Origin of the sequence: Collinsella sp. CLA-ER-H8 (assembly GCF_040092335.1) — a bacterium.
Taxonomy (GTDB): Bacteria; Actinomycetota; Coriobacteriia; order Coriobacteriales; family Coriobacteriaceae; genus Collinsella.
The window spans coordinates 124540-143207 of record NZ_JBBNLU010000003.1 but is presented as its reverse complement, the minus strand read 5'-3'; the positions used below and the strand labels follow the sequence as shown (position 1 = coordinate 143207).

The following is an 18668-nucleotide window of genomic DNA, read 5'->3' as shown; positions in this document are numbered from 1 at the left end:
GGCTTACGCCACCTCGCCTTCCTGGTCGGCATTCTCGTTGACTCCGGCGACCTCGGCCATGTAGGCCTCGCAGCACGCCTTGGCGACGGCGCGGACGCGCAGGATGTAGTTGGCACGCTCGACTGCGGACAGAGCGCCGCGGGCATCGAGCAGGTTGAAAGCGTGGCTGCACTTCATGACGCAGTCATATGCCGGCAGCGGCAGCTTGCGCTCTAGACAGGAATGGCACTCGGCCTCGTAGTCGTCAAACTTCTGACGCATCATCTCGACGTTGGCAACCTCAAAGTTGTAGGCACTGAACTCGCGCTCGTTCTCGAGGAACACGTCGCCATAGGTCATGGGCGTGCCGTCGGGCAGGTAGCTCCACACCAGGTCGTAGACCGAGTTGACGCCCTGGGCGTACATGGCGATGCGTTCCAGGCCATAGGTGATCTCGACAGGAACGGGGTCGACCTCGATACCGCCCACCTGCTGGAAGTACGTAAACTGCGTGACTTCCATGCCGTTGAGCCAGACCTCCCAGCCAAGGCCCCAGGCGCCGAGCGTCGGGCTCTCCCAGTCGTCCTCGACAAAGCGGACGTCATGGTCGTTGGGGTCCAGACCGATAGCGGCAAGAGACCCCAGGTAAAGCTCCTGGGCGTTGACCGGAGAGGGCTTGATGAGCACCTGGAACTGATAGTAGTGCTGCATGCGGTTGGGGTTCTCGCCGTAGCGGCCGTCGGCGGGACGGCGGCAAGGCTGCGCATAGCAGGTGCGCCACTCGGCGGGACCGAGCGAGCGCAGCGTGGTCGCGGTATGGAAGGTACCGGCACCGACCTCGGAGTCATAGGGCTGCATAATGACGCAGCCCTGCTCGCCCCAGTACTGCTGGAGGCGCAGGATGATGTCTTGGAAGGAAAGCGATGAAGCGTTCATGCCTCTAATATCCCCTCGTCGAAACGATTACACGGTTAGGTACTGTACTATAGCGGTTTTTAGTCGATAGCGCCGATGCGGTTGAGCGGCCAGTAGCGCACGAGTGCCACGGCGATCAAATCAGAGCGATCGACGGGACCAAAGTAGCGTGAGTCGGCAGAGTTTTCGCGGTTGTCGCCCATCACCCACACGCACCCGTCGGGAACGGTGTAGGGATAGCTTACCTGAGCACCGGGCGCTTGGACCGAAAGTGGCCAGCTCATGCCCGTCGTATAGTCCTCGTCGAGCGCTTGGCCGTCAACGACCACCTTGCCATCCTGCAGGTCGACCGTCTGGCCGGCCGTGGCAATAACACGCTTGACAAGAACATCATGCTCGGAGGTGCCATCGGGGTTGTGAAACACCACGATATCGCCCTGCTTGACGGGCTGACCGAGCTCGAGGCTCACCTTTTGCGCCAGGATCTGGTCGCCAATCTCGATCGTGTCCTCCATAGAACCGGTGGGCACCACAAAGGGCTCGACCACAAAGGTACGGATCAGGAACGTGGCCACGAGCGCGATCGCGATGACCGCGATCCACTCAAAAGCGCCCCTCAACGCGGAATGTTGCGTAGGAACCATACTCACTCCTCGCTCTGCGAATACGAAGCGTCAAGAATCTCCTGCGCGTAAGCGCGCTCCTCGGGCGTGAGCCGCGCTGTCTCGATCAGATCGGGACGCCAGCAGCAGGTGCGCTCGATGGCGTTCTTGCGACGCCAGGCATCGACCTTGGCGTGATCGCCGCTCACAAGCACCGGCGGCACGCCCTCGCCGTTGAACTCGGCGGGGCGGGTGTACTGCGCGTACTCGAGCAGTCCTCCGTCCTCGGCGGTCGAGAATGACTCGTCGACGTTGCTCATTTCGTCACCAAGGGCGCCGGGAATCAGGCGTACGACGGCATCGGCAACGACCATAGCGGGAAGCTCGCCGCCCGTGAGCACGTAGTCGCCGATCGACAGACGCTCATCGGCATACGCATACGCGCGCTCGTCGACGCCCTCGTAGCGACTGCACACAAACAGCAGGCGCTCACTTTTGAGCAGGCGCTCGGCCACATGCTGCGTAAAAGGCTCGCCACAGGGGGTAAAGAACACCACAGTGGGCTTGGGACCCTCTGCGCTAATGGCCTCGATGGCCTCTGCGATAGGCTCGACCTTCATGAGCATGCCCTGCCCGCCGCCGTACGGCTCGTCATCGACGGTACGATGGCGGTCGTGCGTCCAGTCGCGCAGGTTATACGCCTTAAAATCAAAAAGGCCGGCCTTGCGGGCGCGGCCCAAAATCGACGTGGACATGACGGGCTCAAACATCTCGGGAAAGACCGAAAGGGTCTCGATCAGCATGTTGTCCTCCCTACTTGTCCATATCGATCAGGCCGTCCATAGCGTGGACGGAAATTGTTCCTGTGTCGGGAAGATCGAGCACGACCTGCTCGATCACGGGAATCAGTACCTCGCCGTACCGATCACCCTCGACAACCCAAACATCGTTAGCGGGCGTCGACATGATCTCGACGATCGTGCCGAGCGAACCGAAGCGCTCGTCGACCACCTCGCGACCCATCAGGTCGGTATAGGCAGCGTCGAGCGAATCGAGCTCAAAGTCGTCACGATTTGCCAGCACGTAGCATCCCGTGATGCCCTCGGCGGCCGTCAAGTCGTCAATGCCCTCAAACGAGACCAGATCGCCATCGCCCGTATCTGTGACGGACACGACCGTGCAAAAGCGGTCGCGCTTGAGCGCCGGCGGCGTCAGGGCGACGCGCATACCAGGCTCTAATACAGAAGGAAGCCCCCGCAGCGGCTGCGCGAGGACCTCCCCCTTCCTTCCGTGCGGCTTGACCACACGGGCGATGTTTTTGTACTGGGACCTCAAGGTCCTAGCCCAGAACCTCTACCTCGACAGCAGTGTCGAGGCGAGCGGCCAGTGCACGGGCGAGCGTGCGAATGGCCTTGATGGTACGGCCACGACGGCCGATGACCTTAGCGACGTCATCCTCGGCGACCGAAACCTCAATCGTAGAGGCGTCGTCACCATCGATGACCTCAAGGCTCACGGAATCCGGGTCGTCGACGATCTGAACAACGAGATATTCGACGAGATCGGCGATGCGATCTGAGAGCATTGCCTCACCCTCGAGCTGTGCAGCGTCAACCTCAGGCACGATTTACTCCTCGGCGCCCTCAGCGGCCTCAGCGGCAGCCTTAGCGGCCTCGGCCTCTTTGGCGAGCTGCTTCTTGGACTTCTTGACGACGGTCTCGGTCTTCTCGCCCTCGTTGGCGGCCTTGACCAGAGCGGCGACGGCGTCGGTGAGCTGAGCGCCCTTGGACTGCCAGTCGGCGATCTTCTCGAGGTCGAGGTTGATGGTCTTGGGGGCGGTCATCGGGTTGTAGCGGCCAACCTCCTCGATGATACGACCGTCACGCGGGGCGCGGGAATCGGCGACGACGACACGGTAGTACGGACGCTTCTTAGCGCCGTGACGAGCAAGGCGAATCTTGACTGCCAAAGGAAACTCCTCCAACCAAGCAGCTTTAGGCTGCAACTACAAACAAACAGTTGAACATAATACGCCATCGACGCGGGCAGGTGAAGTCCGTGAGACCAACTTCTTCGGTGTAGTCGAGGGCAAATCCATATCTTAGACAAGAATTCGGGATTTGCAAGCACATACACGCACCCCACATGAGCTGCGCGGTATACTCATGACATGGAAAGACGCGAACATACATACGGTTATGAGGATGCCATGGGCGTCACGCCGCCTCAATGGACGGGTCCGGCGGTGGGCCTCATGGACCTCGATGCGTTTTTTGCGAGCGTGGAGATGCTCGACCATCCCGAATGGCGCGGAAAACCGCTCATCGTGGGCGGAGACGCCGATTCGCGTGGCGTCGTGTCCACGTGTTCATATGAGGCACGTCGCTTTGGCGTGCACTCTGCCATGCCCTCGGCCGAGGCGCGGCGCTTGTGCCCGCAAGCCATTTGGACGCACGGGCACTTTGATCGCTACCGCGAGGTGAGCGCGCAAGTCATGGCGATTCTCGCCGACGAGACCCCGCGTGTTGAGCGCGTGTCCATCGACGAAGCCTTTATCGATATCACACCGGGTCGCTTTGCGCCCGAAGACCCGCTGCTGGTTGCGCGGCGTATAAGCGACCGCGTGGCAACGCTGGGAGTAACGTGCTCCATTGGCGTGGGCTGCAACAAGACGGTCGCAAAGATCGCAAGCGAGCGGGATAAGCCGTTTGGACTGACCATCGTGCGCCCCGGAACCGAGCAGCGCTTTTTGGCCGCGCTGCCGGTATCTGCCATGAGCGGCATCGGACGCTCGGCCGAGGAACGGCTGCGCCGCATGCGCATCTACACGCTTGGCGAGCTGTCACGCGCACCGGAATCCACCTTGGCCTCTATTTTTGGCGTCAACGGCGAACGCATGCGCCAGCGTGCGCTGGGACTCGAAATCTCCGAAGTCACGAGTCTCGATGAAGAGCGCGAGGTCAAGTCGGTCAGCAATGAACGCACCTTTGCTAAAGATTTGACTGAGCGTGAGGATATTGAGGCGGCGATTGCGCTGTTGGGAGAGTCAGTGGGACGCCGTCTGCGCCGTCAGGGGCTGACGGGTGCCACGGTAACGCTCAAGCTCAAGTATTCGTATGGAAGCGGGCGTACGGCACAGCGCCGGCTGCCTCATCCAACCGACGATGAGAACATCTTCGTGGCGGTTGCACTCGAACTGCTCGACAACATCTGGCAAGAAGGCATGCATGTTCGCTTAGCCGGCATCGGCATGAGCGACTTCGACCACCAAGGCGGCATCCAGACTGACCTGTTCTGCGAGATCGATGACCGCGGAGCCCAATCCAGCGACCGCCGCGACCTCTCCGTCGCCATCGACGCCGTCCGAGACAAATTCGGCGACACCGCCCTATCCTTCGGCCGCCAATCCCGCTTCAATAACTAGTCTTTTTTGGACGGGGGTTGCTGCCTTCCGTCCGACACGGCATTGGTAGTCAATTTGGGACGGGGCTATTTTAGCTACCCCTATATATCGGTTGAGATTCATTCGGCCTAATTCATTCACCGTCAGCCAAAGGGTAGCTAAAATAGCCCCGTCCCAAATTGACTACCCCGGATGTCCGGTTTGCCCGCCGCAACAAAACTCTGTCCCAAATAGCTACTGATCGAGCTTGACCTTCTGAATCGTGCAGTGACCGATGCCCGTGAGGCGCACGATCTGCTTTATCGAAAAGCCCTCGTTTTTGAGCGTACGGATGTAGTTGTCGCGCACGGCTTTAGGCAAAGCTTTAAGGTGGTGAGGCTCATACGGTTTAAGGAGAGCCTGTGCAAACTCCAGTGCATCTATGTCGCTCACATGAGCGCCGTCACGGAAGCAATATCGATTCGGTTCTCCCGAGGTACTGAAAGCAAAAAATCTCTGAGAATCTCCGAGCAAACCTAGCACACATTCAGTCATACAAATACCCGGGTATCCCATATATTCGCTAAAACTGCTCCAACGATATAGTGAAGCAGTCCCAATCCTGGCTTTCGCAGGATTATCGTGAATATATCTCACACAGTTGAGCAGCTGATCATCGTTAAGAATCGGCACGCTCTTAAATCGATCCTGAAAAACTGGTCCCTTCCGTCCGGTTTTCGCGTTGAAATACATCGCATATGTAGTCGTAACAGAGTGCATGCAATCGCTCAGGTGAACATGTTCATCATCTAGCAACAAGTGAATATGGTTGTCCATAAGGCACCAAGCAATGATATTGACGTCGTATTTTCGGCATTTCGAGGCAAGCAACCGAATCAAATATATCCGATCATCGGCATCCTCAAATATCAGCTGACCACCACAGCCCTTTTGGACGACATGGTAATAGCCGTAAACAGAGATTTCCCGCGCGGTCCGAGTCATACGCATCTCCTCCTCTACAGATAACAAATACGTTACCCGAGTCGGAAAGCTAAATATCACGCAATGAACCGCAACTCGCTTCTATCGGCGAACGGTAGGTAGTAGCTAAAAAAGCCCCGTCCCAAATTAGGCTACTTTGGGCAAAAAGAAAGCCGGGTAGCTGCGGAAAACCGCAACTGCCCGGCGATATGCGTGAGGGTAGCTAAACCCCGTCTCAAATGAGCTACTAGAGGAGATTGAGGGGGAGCTGGGGGGCGTCTCCCCAGAGTTTCTCGAGGCGGTAGAAGTCGCGGGCTTCGGGAGTGAAGACGTGGACGACAACCGAACCGTAGTCCATGAGCATCCAAGTCTTCTGCTCGCGGCCCTCGATGGAGAACGGATGCTCGCCGCAAGCCTCGGCGACCTTCTCCTCGATCTCGTCGACAATTGAATCGACCTGGCGGTTGTTGGCACCGGTGGCAAGCACAAAGTAGTCGCACACATCGGAAAGCTCGGTCAGGTCGAGCACCTGAACGTCCTCGCCCTTCTTGTCGTAGGCGGCCTGCGCGGCGGCGCGGGCGACATCCTCGGCGGCGACACCGCTCGCGGACAGCGAGGCGGCAGTGCGGTCGGACGTGGCGGCGAAGCTCTTGTGCTCCACGCCTTCAAGAATCTGCTCGTCGGTCATGGTCTCGTCGGCCATGGAATACCTCTTTCTAGACAGCCCGAGCTAGCGCAGCTGGGCGTAATGGTTGTAAATCGTAATAGCCGTGGGATAAAGATAGCGCCCGGACTGGATCACATAGACCAGACCCTGCGCAAAACAGGAGAAGAACAACTCATCGAGCGTCGACTCCCCCACCATCTTGCGCAGCGCATGCGCATAGTCGCCGTGGCGGTTGGGCTCGATGGCATCGGCCACAAAGACCACCATATCGAGCGGCGTCATGTCGCAGGCACCCACGGTGTGACGGTCGACAGCCTGGAAAACGGCCGGCGACAGCTCGGGAAAAAGCTGCGGAAGCTCATAGGCGGCAACAGGGCCATGCAAAAGCGGCGTCGCGGCAGAAGGAGAACCGGCAACCTTGATGCCATAGTGAAGCGCGCGGGCCACGAGCTCGTCGTCGGAGAGCACTTTGTCCCAGTCATGGATCAGGCCGGCGGCAGCGGCATCAAAGCGGTCAACGCCGTAGACCTCGGCCAGATGAAGTGCGGTCTCGGCAACACCCAGCGAATGCACATAGCGCTTGCGCTTATCCTTCATGCGAACATCAAGCAGCTCTTGAATGCGCTTGAGCAGCGCGCGCTCATCGCCCTCAAACTGATCCTCTACCGACAACGTAGACCCCCATCACTCAAAATCTTCTTGGCCCAAATCGGCATATAGCCTGCGTTTGCGAATGTAGCCGAGCACGGACTCGCTCGTAAGATAGCGCACGCTCATACCGCGGGCAACTCGCTTACGAATGTTCGTCGAGCTGATCGCCAACGCTGGAATCTGAATATAGCGCACGTCGAACGGCAGCCCCGACTCTTTGATTCGGGCACGCGCCGTATCGATATCAAAGCCCGGTCGTGTCGCCGCAATAAAGGTAGCAAGCTCAGCGATTCGTTCGGCATCATGCCAGGTCACGATATCGATAATCGCGTCGGCGCCCGTAATAAAGTAGAGCTTTACCTGCGGCGGGTAAAAGTCGCGAAGGGCATGAAGCGTATCGGCCGTATAGGTTACGCCCGGGCGGTCGATCTCGAACCGGCTCGCCAAAAAAGCCGGGTTCGCGGCGGTGGCGAGGACCGTCATGGCATAACGGTCCTCGGCAGGCGTCACCGGCTTGTCAAGCTTAAAGGCAGGAGAACCCGCCGGCATAAAGAGCACAGCGTCCAAGTCGAGCGACTCGCGCGCCTGCTCGGCGGTCACCAGGTGCCCGTAATGGATGGGATCAAAGGTGCCACCCATAATGCCGAGCCTAAACTCCTGCCCGTCCTCTAGAGGAAGCTCGGGCAGACCGATTCCACCGCGCAGCGACATGGCTTACTCGCCCTCCGGTGTCTCGGTATCGCCCGCGGCATCCGCCGCATCGACAACCTCGACTCCCTCATCCGCAGCATCGGCCACGTCAATGGCTTCAACGGCAACGTCCTCGCCAGCATCCTCGAGCTCCTCGTACTCCGAGAAGTCCTCGGCGCCCTCAAAGTCAAAGGCGCGCTGGCAAATGCGGACCTCGTCGCCCGCACGGCAACCGGCCTTCTCGAGCGCGTCGTCAACACCCATACGCGCAAACTTATGCTGCAGGTAAATGACGGCTTCCTCGTTTTCCCAGTCGGTCTGGATGACCATACGCTCAATGGCACGACCGACCACGCGGAAGGCACCGGGCTCTTCCTGAACAATGCGGAAACGCTTCTCACGCTGCAGGCGACGGCGCTCCCACTCATCGTCGCGCAGAACGACCGGCTCATCCGAGACAGCCAACTCGGCGCGCAGCTTAGCCACCTGCTCGCCCACGGCAAGCATCAGCGTGTTGAGGCCGGCGCCCGTCACGGCAGACACGGCAAAGAACATATGTCCATCGTCGAGCGCTGCGCGCTTGAGGTCGGCAATCTTGTCGGCCGTGCCCGGCGCATCGCACTTGTTGGCAACGACGATCTGCGGACGCTCCGAAAGCTCGGCGCCATACTGCTCGAGCTCGCGGTTGATGATGTGGTAATCCTCGACCGGATCGCGATCCTCAAAACCACCCGTCATGTCGACGACATGCATGATCAGGGCCGTACGCTCAATGTGGCGCAAGAACTGGTGACCCAGACCCTTGCCCTCGCTCGCGCCCTCGATGAGGCCGGGGACGTCGGCAACGACGTAAGAATATTCGCCGGCACGCACCATGCCCAGATTGGGCACGAGCGTGGTAAACGGGTAGTCAGCAATCTTGGGGCGGGCGGCACTCATGCGCGCAATGAGCGATGACTTACCCACCGAGGGAAAGCCCACGAGTGCGGCATCGGCCATAAGCTTCATCTCGAGCTCGATCCAGTGCTCCTCGGCCGGCTCGCCTAGCTGGGCAAAGGCCGGAGCGCGGCGCACCGACGTCACAAAGTGGGTATTGCCCAGACCGCCGGCGCCACCGGGCGCCACGACGACGCGCTCGCCGTCGTGCACAAGATCGGCAATCTCGAACATCGGGGTCTGCGTCTCGGGGTCGAGCTCGCGCACCACGGTGCCCATAGGGACCTTGAGAATCAGGTCCTCGCCGCTCTTACCGTTACGACGGGCACCTTGCCCGTGCGTGCCGCGCTCGGCGCGGAAGTGATGCTTAAAGCGGTAATCGATCAACGAAGACAGCTGAGCATCGGCCTGGATGACGACATTGCCGCCACGACCGCCGTCGCCGCCATCGGGGCCGCCCTTGGGGACAAATGCCTCGCGCCTAAACGACATGCATCCGGCCCCGCCGTCGCCGCCGCAAACGTTAATGCGGCTGATATCGGTGAACTGTGACAACAGAATCGCCTCCTACAAAAAAGAGGGAGACCCTTGAATCCAAAAACTCAAGTGCCTCCCACATATGTGCTCTATGAAGGGTGAATTACGCGTTCGCGAGCGGGCGTACGCTGACCCTGTGCTTGATACCCTTGTGGAACTCAACGGTACCGTCGACCAGCGCGAACAGCGTGTCGTCCTTGCCACGGCCAACGTTCTCACCCGGGTGGATGTGCGTGCCGTGCTGACGGACGAGAATCGTGCCCGTGGTTACCGTCTGGCCGGCATAGCGCTTCGTGCCAAGGCGCTGACCGCGGGAGTCACGGCCATTACGGGAGGAACCGAGTCCTTTTTTGTGTGCCATTGTGTATACCTACTCTTTCGTTACGAGTGTAATCTACTCGGCGACGGGAGCCTCGGCAACAGCCTCAGCCTCTGCCTTGACAGCCTTCTTGGCGCGGGAGGTAGCCTGAACCTTCACGATCTTCAGCTTGGTGAGCTGCTGACGGTGACCCTTCAGACGACGATAGCGCTTGCGCTTGTGGAACTTGAAGACCAGCTGCTTCTCGCCCTTGAACTGCTCAACGATCTGAGCGGTAACCTTGGCCTTGGCCAGCTTGTCGGGATCGGTGACGATCTTCTTACCATCGTTGAGGAAGATAACCGGCAGGGTGACCTTGTCGCCCTCATTGCCCTCGATCTTCTCGACGGTGATGACATCGTCGGTGGCGACCTTGTACTGCTTGCCGCCCGTGTTAACGATTGCGTACATGTTTACTTGCCCTTCATGCATCAGTTAGTGCAACAGCCGAATATAGTAGCAGGCGAAAATACCCCCGTCAACGAGTATGTGGAGCAAATCCACAAGTTCGCACAGGTATGGGGCTGACGAGTCGGCCCTCGTCGTCCTCGCATGCTTGATTCTGACGCTCGACATCGTAGGAGCAGATGGTCACGAGGTCTTGCATACCGGTGGAAACAATAGGTGCATCCACGCCCGGGGTCAAGCCCTGCAACAAAACATCAGCAGCAGAAAGCAAAATTTCCGGACGCATGGAGCCTTCGTTGTCGGCATGGGTGTCGAGCATGAGCACCAAATGGTCCGGGCGCTCCCCCGCCGTGAGCTCATAGCCCACGAGCGTGTGATCCAAATCCAAGCGCTTGCTCTTTTTGCCGCGCGCGTAGTCGATGCCATGGTCCGCGCGCAGTGTGTCGATCGCACGACGCACCTCATCGGCGCTTACGGGCGCCTCGGAATCCAAGTGCAGGTCGATGCGATACGACAGGCGCGTGAGCTGCGCCGTCAACGCCGGCGTGCGCACGTCGATGTACGCCGCCTCGATGGGCGCCAGATCGGCCGGAGACGCCGCAGCCAGGCGCCCAAACGCCTCGTCGAGCGCCACGAACTCGGTCATAAACAGGTCATACCACTCGCAGGTCGACGACGTGCCAACCGGTAGCGCCGAAGAGAAGCCCACGCGCATGTGCGGAGAGAAGCCCTGCGTGACGGCATAGGGAAGTCCCGCACGGCGCACGATGCGCTCAATGGTATGGATTACTTCGAGATGGCCCAGGTACTTAAGGCGATCGCGCTTGCCATAGCGAACACGAAGCCTAAAGAGCGAGGGGTTGTCGGTCAGGCGCTCACTCATGCGCGATCACCCATCAATACATTCTTGGCGTGGAGCGTGGGGCAGATCCCGCAGCCGGTGCACGACGTGCGGGTGCAGTCGGGAGTCGTGACACCCTCGAGCGAGCGACGGTACTCGCGCTCGAGGAAGCCGCGCGTGCAGCCGGGGCTCACATGCTCCCACGGCAGGCGCCAGTCCAACTCGTAGGGCAGGTGCACAAGCTCATTGAGGTCGATGCCGTTTTTGGCAGCAGCCTCCTTCCAGTTATCGAGCGAGAAATGCTCTACCCAGGCGTCAAAGCGGGAGCCCGAGCGCCAAGCATCGATGATGACGGGCGTCATGTCGCGACCGGCGCGGGACAGCGCGGCCTCGATGAGCGAAGTCTCGGCATCGTGGTAATGCACGCGGACGGCACGGTTGCGAACGCTCGTGACAAGCAGCTTCTGGCGACGTTTGACGTCGTCGTAGTCGAGCTGCGGGCACCACTGGAACGGCGTGGCAGCCTTGGGGATAAAGACCGAAACCGAGATCGACACCGAGATCGAGCCGCGACGAGCCTTGGGCACCACGGAACGACCGAGCTCCAGTACGTGATCGGCCAGATTGGCGATGGCCACGATGTCCTCGTCGCGCTCGCCGGGAAGGCCCATCATAAAGTAGAGCTTCATGCGGTTCCAACCGGCCTCGAAGGCCGCCTTGGCCGCACGGTCCAGGTCCTCCTCGGTCACGTTCTTGTTAATGATGTCGCGCATGCGCTGGCTGCCGGCCTCGGGCGCGAACGTCAGGCCGCCCTTCTTTTCGCCGGCGACCGACTCGGCCATATCCACGCCAAACGAATCCAGGCGCTGCGACGGAATAGACACGCGAATACCCGTATCCTCCAGGCGACGGTTGAGCCTGCCGAGCACGTCGCGAATGCAGGAGTGGTCGGTCGTGGAGAGCGAGGTCAGCGACACCTCGTCATAGCCGGTCTTTTCCAGACCCTGAATCACCGACGAGACGATCTGGTCGGCCGAGCGCTCGCGCACCGGGCGATACGTCATGCCGGCCTGGCAAAAACGACAGCCGCGGGCGCAGCCGCGCAGGATCTCGATAGACAGGCGGTCGTGGACCAGCTGCGCATAGGGCACGCACGACTGCGACAGCGGATTCGTGGCGCCGAAATCCTCGACGACGCGCTTGTAGACCACGGTCGGCGCATCCTTGCCCTCACGCGGCACGGTGTAGCCATGGGGCGAGCAGGGCTCGTCGTGACGAACCTCATAGAGCGACGGTACGTAGTTGCCGGCAATGGATGCGAGCTGCTCAACAATCTGCGCGCGCGGGACTCCTTCGTCACGCAGGCGGCGATGCAGCTGGCAGGTCTCGAGCAGCGATTCCTCGCCCTCGCCGATGAGGATAACATCGAAGAAGGCCGCGTACGGCTCGGGGTTGTACACCGAGGGGCCGCCGGCGATGATAATGGGGTCGTCCTCGGTGCGGTCGGCGGCTAACAGCGGAATGCCAGCGAGGTCGAGCGCCTCGAGGAAGTTCGTCACCGCCATCTCGTGCGGCACATGCAGACCGACGATATCGAACGAAGCGACCGGCGCGGCACCCTCGAGCGAGAGCAGCGGAATGCCCGCCTCGCGCATGGCGTCACCCATATCGGGCCACGGCACATAGCCGCGCTCGCAGGAGATGCCCTCGGCCTGGTTAAGGATGTTGTAGAGGATGGCGATACCCTGGTTGGGCAGACCGACCTCGTACACATCCGGGTAGATCAGGCAGCAACGGTAGTCGGCATCGGCCTTGGAAAGCGTGCCCCACTCGTGATCGATATAGCGGCTCGGCTTCTCGACCTTGGCGAGCAACGGCTCAATTAAATGAAAACAATCTTGGTACGGAACGCGCAACGGAAAACCCCTAAGCAGCGAGATCTGATGCGTCTTGGTAGGACGCCATAGGACGGGTAGCGCCCGCGACCGTGGTCACCAGATCGCGAACGCGGGAGAACGTGGCAGTGACCACCTCGTTGGCACGGCTGTAGTCGACATCGCGCTCGTAGAGCGAAACGAGCGCACGGCCCATGCCGTAGGTGCCCGCGGCAGCAGTGAGCGCCTTGACGACAAACCCAATATGCGGCGTCTGCTTGACGAGTGCGCGGGTGACCGCGCGGATCACAAGACCGCCGGCAAGCACGCCCGCGACCTCGTAGCCGCGCTCGGGCTTAATGCCGCGTCCAAAGACGGCAGCGAGCTCAAAGAGCATGCCCACCTGCGCCAGCGCCATAACGGGATAATCGGCGCCCGGCAAAAACACCAGTGCACCGGTCGCCATATTGGTAAGCGCGCACGAGGTGATGATACGATTGGCCGCCGCGATGCGCATGAAGGCAAAGTTCGCCGCAAAAGCCGTTTCCTTGTCGGTGCGATCGAGAATCCAGCGGGCAAGCGTCTCGAGCAGATACGTCTTATCGGTTGCCGCCACCACGCCGAGCATGGGCGTGGACTCCTCGATAAACGGCGCCTCCACAGCAGACTCGGCAAGCACGCACACGGGCGCGCCGGCGATCACGAGCTCCTGCACGGCACTCTCCAAGCGGTCGGAACCACACGAGAGCACCAGCACCACATCGGTATCGGTCTTTGGAGCAATTCGCTCCTCCCCCAGACGCTCGACGCGCACAATACCCGAGGTCGTCTGCGGCACAAAGGCGTCACGCACCGTCTCGGCCAGAAAGCGCGAGGCGGACGAATCCAGATAGACCGAGACGCGCACCGGCGTATCGGAATCCTTCTTAACGGACGCGCCCATCTTAAAAGCGCGGGTCAGCTTATCTACGGGAATTTTCATAGCAAACCCCTCCAGCGGTTACGCGGCGCCCGAACGATGCCGCCATATGGATTGTACGATACCCACCGTCAGCAGCTGAATCATCATCGAAGACGAACCGAAGCTAATAAACGGTAGCGGAATACCGGTAATCGGCATCATGCCGATGCACATGCCGATGTTTTCGAAGGTCTGGAACGCCCACATGCCAACGATGCCCACACACGAAAGACGTAAAAACAGAGACTCGCACTTAAAGGCAACGCGGATCGTCGAGAAGATGAGCAGCACGTACAAGCACAGCAGCAAAAAGGAACCGCAAAAGCCAAAGGTCTCGGACAAAAAGGCGAAGACGAAGTCGGTGTGGAACTCAGGCAGAAAGCCGCCGGCCGACTGCGTCGCATGGCCCAAACCCTTACCAAAGAAGCCACCCGAGCCAACAGCGATAAGCGACTGCTGCAGGTTGTAGGCATCGTCCGAATCGGCATTATCGGGGTCGATAAAGACCGTCAGACGGTTCATCTGATACTGCTTGATGAGCACATCGTGGCCGAGCAACGAATCAAAGACCGAATCGAGCGCCAGGACGAGGGCCACCAGGCCCACGAGCAGGGCCAGGGTCGACAGCACCCATTCGCGGCGCGCACCGCTCATACAGATGACGATGGCGCCCGAAACAAGCACGACCAGGCCCGAGCCCAGGTCGCCCATGGCAACGACGGCCAAAAACGGAATGGACAGCATGCCGCAGAGCTTGACGTAGTCGCGAACGGTATCGATGCGACCGTTATACTGCGATCCAAGCGTAGCAATAAAGAAGATGGTGATAAGCTTGGCAAGCTCAACCGGCTGGAATGTCAAGCCGATACCGGGAATCTTGATCCAGCCCGTCATGCCCAGACCGCCCGTATAGGACAGACCCGGAATCTTAGGCGAGAAGATCACGATCAGGTCGATGACGAGCAACGCCGTCGAGAAATTGGAAATACCGCGCAGGTCGGTACGCCAGACGAGCACCGCCAGCACCGCCCCGATGCCAATTCCCAGCAGATGGCGTGAGAACGAAGCATCGGCCTTAAACTGCGAAGCCGACCAGATAATGATGGCACCGTAGGCGACGAGCGCCACTGTAGCCACGAGCACACCGATATGCACCTTTTGGCGAAACGTGCCGCGCGAGGCCGAAAGTTGCTTGTTGACGCGGTCCAGGCTGCTGCGAGAGCCGGTCTTGGTTGAACGGAACAGATCCGCCGGAGAAAAATCCATCACAACCTCCTATCGAACCGAAGAATCGCCCGAGGCCGAAGAGGTATCGGGCTCGTCATAAATCACGCCGAGCACGTCGCGCACGACATGCATCGCGGTATCTGAGCCGCCGCCGCCCTGCTCCAGGACGGTAGCGATGACATACTTGGGATCATCGGCCGGCGCATAGGCGCAGAACCACGCGTATTCGTCCTCGCCGCTTTTCTCGCCCGTGCCCGACTTGCCGTATACCTGCGGCGTCAGGGTGCCAAAGTGAGCCGCCAGGGACGTCGATGCCGTGTAAATCACGTCGTGCATGCCGTTGCGGACAAGAGCCAAATCCGAATCGCTGTTGATCTTGGCCTCCAGGCGCTTCTTCTTGCCCTTGCCGTTGTACTTATAGGCATCGCCGTCGCCATCGCGCGACACGGCCGACAAAAACACGTGAGGCACGTACTGCTTGCCGCCGTTGGCAAGACCCATATAGGCGCACGCCATCTGCAGAGGCGTCACCAGGATGTCGCCCTGGCCGATGGCAATGTTGGTCATATCGCCGGCATTCCACTTGCGGTCCTCGGCAGAGGCGTCGGTGAAGTACGACTCTTTCCACTCGGCATCGGGAATACGGCCCGCGCCCTCACTCGGCAGATCGATACCGCAGGTCTTGCCTAGGCCCCAGCGACGAAAGACCTCCTGCAGGCCCTCAGGGTGCTGGTCGTTGTAGAAAAACGCCTTGCCCATGTCGTAGAAGACGGGGTCGCACGAGTTGGCGATTCCCGACTGCAGCGTCATGGTGCCGTGGCCGGAATGCAGCCAGCAGTACTTGCCCCACGACTTGCCCAGACCCGTCCAATAGCCCGTGCAGTTGGTCGTCTGCCCCGACGTGTAGGTTCCAAACTCAAGACCGGCCAGTGCCGAGAGCGGCTTGATGGTCGAAGCCGACATGTACTGTCCGCTAATGGCGCGGTTGAGCAGCGGGTGCGAACCCTTGTCATCATTGAGCTCGGTCCACACGTCATTTGAGACGCCGCCGATAAAGACGGACGGATCGAACTTGGGCTCGCTCGCCATGCCCAGGATCTCGCCATTGTTGGGATCGAGACACACCACGGCGCCGTTGCCGGCATTGCTGTAGCCAGTGGTCTTGGCAAGCTCGATAGCGCTCGCCAGTGCCGTCTCGCAGGCCTGTTGGATCTTAAGGTCGAGCGTGAGCTTAATGTCAGAGCCAGCCTTCGCGGGCACGGCGCCGGCCTGACCGGTCACGTTGCCCGAGGCATCGACCTTGACGGTCTGCTCGCCACGAATACCCTGCAGCAGGTTTTCGTAGTAGCTCTCAACGCCCGCCTGCCCCACGATATCGCCCGACTGGTACGTAATCTTGCCAGCAGAAGCATCATCGTCGCCAGAAGTTTTCTTATTCTGGGCCTCGAGCTGCTCGGAGGTAATGGTGCCGGTATAGCCCAAGATATGGCATGCCGTCTCGCCATATGGATACTGGCGCTCGGTACGCTCGGCAATCTTGACGCCCGGGAACTCGCCGGCATGCTCCTGAATATAGGCAACCGTGGAGCGACGGACGTCCGTCGCGATGGTATGCAGGCTCTGAGCGCCCTCTGTATTGTCCTGAATATTACGAAGGACCGCCACGTAAGGCATTCCAAGCACGTTGGCAAGATGGCGAACCAGAACCTCATCCTCGGCAAGGTCGCGGTAGGCCACGACAGCAAGTGAGGGACGGTTCTGGACAAGCGCCACGCCATTGCGGTCGAGGATGCGACCGCGCACAGCGGGTGTTGTAACGGTGCGAGTCTGATTACTATTGGCCTGCTTCTCGTAATAGTCCGATGAGACCATCTGCATGCCCCACAGCTTGACGGCAAGCGCCGCAAACATCGCGCCCACACCCGTGGTGAGGATGGAAAAGCGGCCCTTAAAGGCGGTCGACGCGGTATTGCCCTCGCCCTCGGTGGCGCGCGGGGCCGTTCCATGCTGCGTATCGTAGGTAAAACGGGAATCGCCACGACGCATGACGACCAGCGCGACCACGATGGCCACAACCAGCACGATACCGGCGATAATAACCGTCATCTGGGAAGACATCTACGGGCCTCCCCTATTTGAGCTTGCGGGTCTTGGGCTTAAAGCGCATACCCGTCTGGCGTCCGCCACGTGCGGAGAATCCATAGCCGGACTGCGGCACGACGCCGGACATCAAAAACGGAATGGCAACCAGACCCGTCAGGATCGAGGACGGCAGTGCATGCCCAAAGATCGCCACGACAAAGCTCGTCTCCAAACCCATAAACAGCAAGATGATGCTGTAGATCACATTAATGACGAGCGCAAAGGCGCCCACGGTGATGCCGCGCGCACTCGGGGTACCGCCCGTCTGACCGACGGCGCTGTGCACCAGGGCAAAAGAACCCACGGTCAGCAGGAGCGACATAACGCCCACCGGCACGGCAGCGGACAGGTCATAGAACAAGCCGCTGCAAAAACCGCACACGACGGCACGGGTCGGGTCGCCCGAGAACACGCTTAGGCACACCAGGATAATCATGAAGTTGACGCGACCGCCCGCAATGGAGATCTGCGGTGCCAGGCCTGCCTGCAGCAGCACGCACACGATGGCGGCGATTACAAACGTACGGGAGCTCATCCCCTGCTCGTGTAGATCCATGAACATGCCCCCCTATTCGTTCGAGCCGGAATCGGTCGTCTCGGACGTGTCGGAACTGTCATCCGAGCTCTCGTCCTTCGTCTTGGTCGCAGCATCGCGCGACGTTCCCTGCGGCGTGCTATTAGCGGCGCTCACGTCCTCATCCGAGGCCGACTGTTCGTCGGTCAGCGAGGTAATGACCAGCACTTCCTCGTTGTTCTCGGCCGTCGTCTGGGCGCGCACCACAATGGTGTAGTACACATCGTTTGCCGATTTCTCAACCGACGAGACGGTGCCGAGCGGTAGACCCTTGGGGAACACGCCACCGATGCCCGAGGTCACGATGATGTCGCCAACCTTAACATCGGAGTCGACGCTCACGTACTCAAGACGCAGCGTGCCGTCAGCCTGACCCTGCAGCATGCCCTGGGCGCGCGTGTCCTGCACCATGGCGGATACGCCCGAGTTCTCGTCGCCAATCAAGCGCACGGTCGACATTTTGGCCGATACCTCGATAATCTGGCCGATAACACCGGCAGAACTCGTCACGGGCATGTTGATGGTAAGCCCGTCGGCAGAACCCTTATCAATCGTGACGGTCGAGGTCCAGGCATCGCCCGAGGCACCAACAATACGAGCTGCGGTCGATTTAAGGTTGTAGGTCGACTGCAGGCCGACCAGCCCCTCCAGGCGCTCGGCAGTCTTTTGAGCCTCAGAAAGCTCGGCGACCTTAGAGGTCAGTTCCTCGTTTTGCTTCTTAAGCTCGTCAAGCGTGTCCTGCGACGCCGTAAGGTTAGAGAACACGTTGCCAATCGCATTGAAGGGAGCCGCCACAGCCGAGCCCACAAAGCGCACCGGCGAGGTAATCGTCGTTACGCCCGAACGCACGGCATGAATCGGTCCTGCCTCGCCCTCGCGGATGTAAAACGTGAGCAGCAACACCGAAATCAGGCTGAAAACAATCAACGGGCGCATACCC

21 protein-coding genes are annotated in these 18668 nt (G+C 60.1%); 1 reads left to right on the top strand and 20 read right to left on the bottom strand.

Going from position 1 to position 18668, the window contains the following annotated elements:
• Positions 1-3: 3 nt before the first annotated feature.
• From AAAX72_RS03015 to rpsP, 6 genes are read right to left on the bottom strand one after another with little or no spacing between them, the layout of a single operon-like run.
• Positions 4-915 carry a glycine--tRNA ligase subunit alpha gene (locus tag AAAX72_RS03015; RefSeq protein ID WP_006236091.1) on the bottom strand — a complete coding sequence of 304 codons (912 nt, stop codon included), beginning with the start codon at positions 913-915 and terminating at the stop codon, positions 4-6.
• Between the two features lie 59 nt (positions 916-974).
• Positions 975-1538, bottom strand: a complete 564-nt coding sequence (gene lepB / locus AAAX72_RS03010) for a signal peptidase I (protein WP_055285127.1) — start codon at positions 1536-1538, stop codon at positions 975-977.
• Between the two features lie 2 nt (positions 1539-1540).
• Positions 1541-2299, bottom strand: a complete 759-nt coding sequence (gene trmD / locus AAAX72_RS03005; RefSeq protein ID WP_195568684.1) for a tRNA (guanosine(37)-N1)-methyltransferase TrmD — start codon at positions 2297-2299, stop codon at positions 1541-1543.
• A gap of 10 nt (positions 2300-2309) precedes the next feature.
• On the bottom strand, positions 2310-2801 hold the full coding sequence (gene rimM, locus AAAX72_RS03000) for a ribosome maturation factor RimM (protein WP_349129036.1): 492 nt from the start codon (positions 2799-2801) through the stop codon (positions 2310-2312).
• Between the two features lie 34 nt (positions 2802-2835).
• Entirely contained in the window at positions 2836-3081 is a 246-nt protein-coding gene (locus tag AAAX72_RS02995; RefSeq protein ID WP_171021534.1) for a KH domain-containing protein, read from the bottom strand.
• Positions 3082-3123: 42 nt separating this feature from the next.
• Positions 3124-3465 (bottom strand): 30S ribosomal protein S16, encoded by a 342-nt coding sequence (gene rpsP / locus AAAX72_RS02990; protein WP_022094749.1) that lies wholly within the window; start codon positions 3463-3465, stop codon positions 3124-3126.
• A 240-nt stretch (positions 3466-3705) separates the two neighbouring features.
• On the opposite strand from rpsP, the gene dinB reads away from it, so the two are divergent.
• Positions 3706-4920, top strand: coding sequence for a DNA polymerase IV (dinB, locus tag AAAX72_RS02985; RefSeq protein WP_349128974.1), 1215 nt, complete (start codon positions 3706-3708; stop codon positions 4918-4920).
• A 213-nt stretch (positions 4921-5133) separates the two neighbouring features.
• Here dinB and AAAX72_RS02980 read toward each other — a convergent pair whose 3' ends face one another.
• From AAAX72_RS02980 to mreC, 14 genes are all read right to left on the bottom strand, one after another.
• Positions 5134-5883 carry a transposase gene (locus AAAX72_RS02980; protein WP_349128972.1) on the bottom strand — a complete coding sequence of 250 codons (750 nt, stop codon included), beginning with the start codon at positions 5881-5883 and terminating at the stop codon, positions 5134-5136.
• A gap of 226 nt (positions 5884-6109) precedes the next feature.
• Positions 6110-6565: a ribosome silencing factor gene (gene rsfS, locus AAAX72_RS02975; protein ID WP_250787751.1), complete on the bottom strand. Its 456-nt coding sequence runs from the start codon at positions 6563-6565 to the stop codon at positions 6110-6112.
• 27 nt (positions 6566-6592) lie between these two features.
• A complete protein-coding gene (gene yqeK / locus AAAX72_RS02970) occupies positions 6593-7126 on the bottom strand; it encodes a bis(5'-nucleosyl)-tetraphosphatase (symmetrical) YqeK (protein WP_192924102.1) in 534 nt (177 codons plus the stop codon).
• An 87-nt stretch (positions 7127-7213) separates the two neighbouring features.
• Positions 7214-7891 carry a nicotinate-nucleotide adenylyltransferase gene (nadD, locus tag AAAX72_RS02965; RefSeq protein ID WP_055285119.1) on the bottom strand — a complete coding sequence of 226 codons (678 nt, stop codon included), beginning with the start codon at positions 7889-7891 and terminating at the stop codon, positions 7214-7216.
• A 3-nt stretch (positions 7892-7894) separates the two neighbouring features.
• Positions 7895-9361, bottom strand: a complete 1467-nt coding sequence (gene obgE, locus AAAX72_RS02960; protein WP_349088252.1) for a GTPase ObgE — start codon at positions 9359-9361, stop codon at positions 7895-7897.
• An 85-nt stretch (positions 9362-9446) separates the two neighbouring features.
• Complete coding sequence (rpmA, locus tag AAAX72_RS02955; protein ID WP_006236075.1) at positions 9447-9704, bottom strand: 50S ribosomal protein L27; 258 nt, start codon at positions 9702-9704, stop codon at positions 9447-9449.
• Between the two features lie 33 nt (positions 9705-9737).
• Positions 9738-10112: a 50S ribosomal protein L21 gene (gene rplU, locus AAAX72_RS02950; RefSeq protein ID WP_035138585.1), complete on the bottom strand. Its 375-nt coding sequence runs from the start codon at positions 10110-10112 to the stop codon at positions 9738-9740.
• A gap of 67 nt (positions 10113-10179) precedes the next feature.
• The gene (locus AAAX72_RS02945; RefSeq protein WP_349128971.1) at positions 10180-10992 is read right to left on the bottom strand and encodes a TIGR03936 family radical SAM-associated protein; all 813 of its coding nucleotides are present in this window, start codon (positions 10990-10992) and stop codon (positions 10180-10182) included.
• The gene (locus tag AAAX72_RS02940) at positions 10989-12866 is read right to left on the bottom strand and encodes a TIGR03960 family B12-binding radical SAM protein (protein WP_349128970.1); all 1878 of its coding nucleotides are present in this window, start codon (positions 12864-12866) and stop codon (positions 10989-10991) included. Before AAAX72_RS02940 ends, AAAX72_RS02945 begins: the two co-directional genes overlap by 4 nt.
• Before the next feature lie 10 nt (positions 12867-12876).
• Entirely contained in the window at positions 12877-13806 is a 930-nt protein-coding gene (locus tag AAAX72_RS02935) for a hypothetical protein (RefSeq protein WP_349128968.1), read from the bottom strand.
• An 18-nt stretch (positions 13807-13824) separates the two neighbouring features.
• The gene (locus AAAX72_RS02930; protein ID WP_022094759.1) at positions 13825-15051 is read right to left on the bottom strand and encodes an FtsW/RodA/SpoVE family cell cycle protein; all 1227 of its coding nucleotides are present in this window, start codon (positions 15049-15051) and stop codon (positions 13825-13827) included.
• A gap of 9 nt (positions 15052-15060) precedes the next feature.
• Entirely contained in the window at positions 15061-17130 is a 2070-nt protein-coding gene (gene mrdA / locus AAAX72_RS02925; protein ID WP_349128966.1) for a penicillin-binding protein 2, read from the bottom strand.
• Between the two features lie 13 nt (positions 17131-17143).
• Positions 17144-17710, bottom strand: a complete 567-nt coding sequence (locus tag AAAX72_RS02920) for a hypothetical protein (protein ID WP_117745941.1) — start codon at positions 17708-17710, stop codon at positions 17144-17146.
• Between the two features lie 12 nt (positions 17711-17722).
• A complete protein-coding gene (mreC, locus tag AAAX72_RS02915) occupies positions 17723-18664 on the bottom strand; it encodes a rod shape-determining protein MreC (RefSeq protein WP_349129034.1) in 942 nt (313 codons plus the stop codon).
• Positions 18665-18668: the final 4 nt, after the last annotated feature.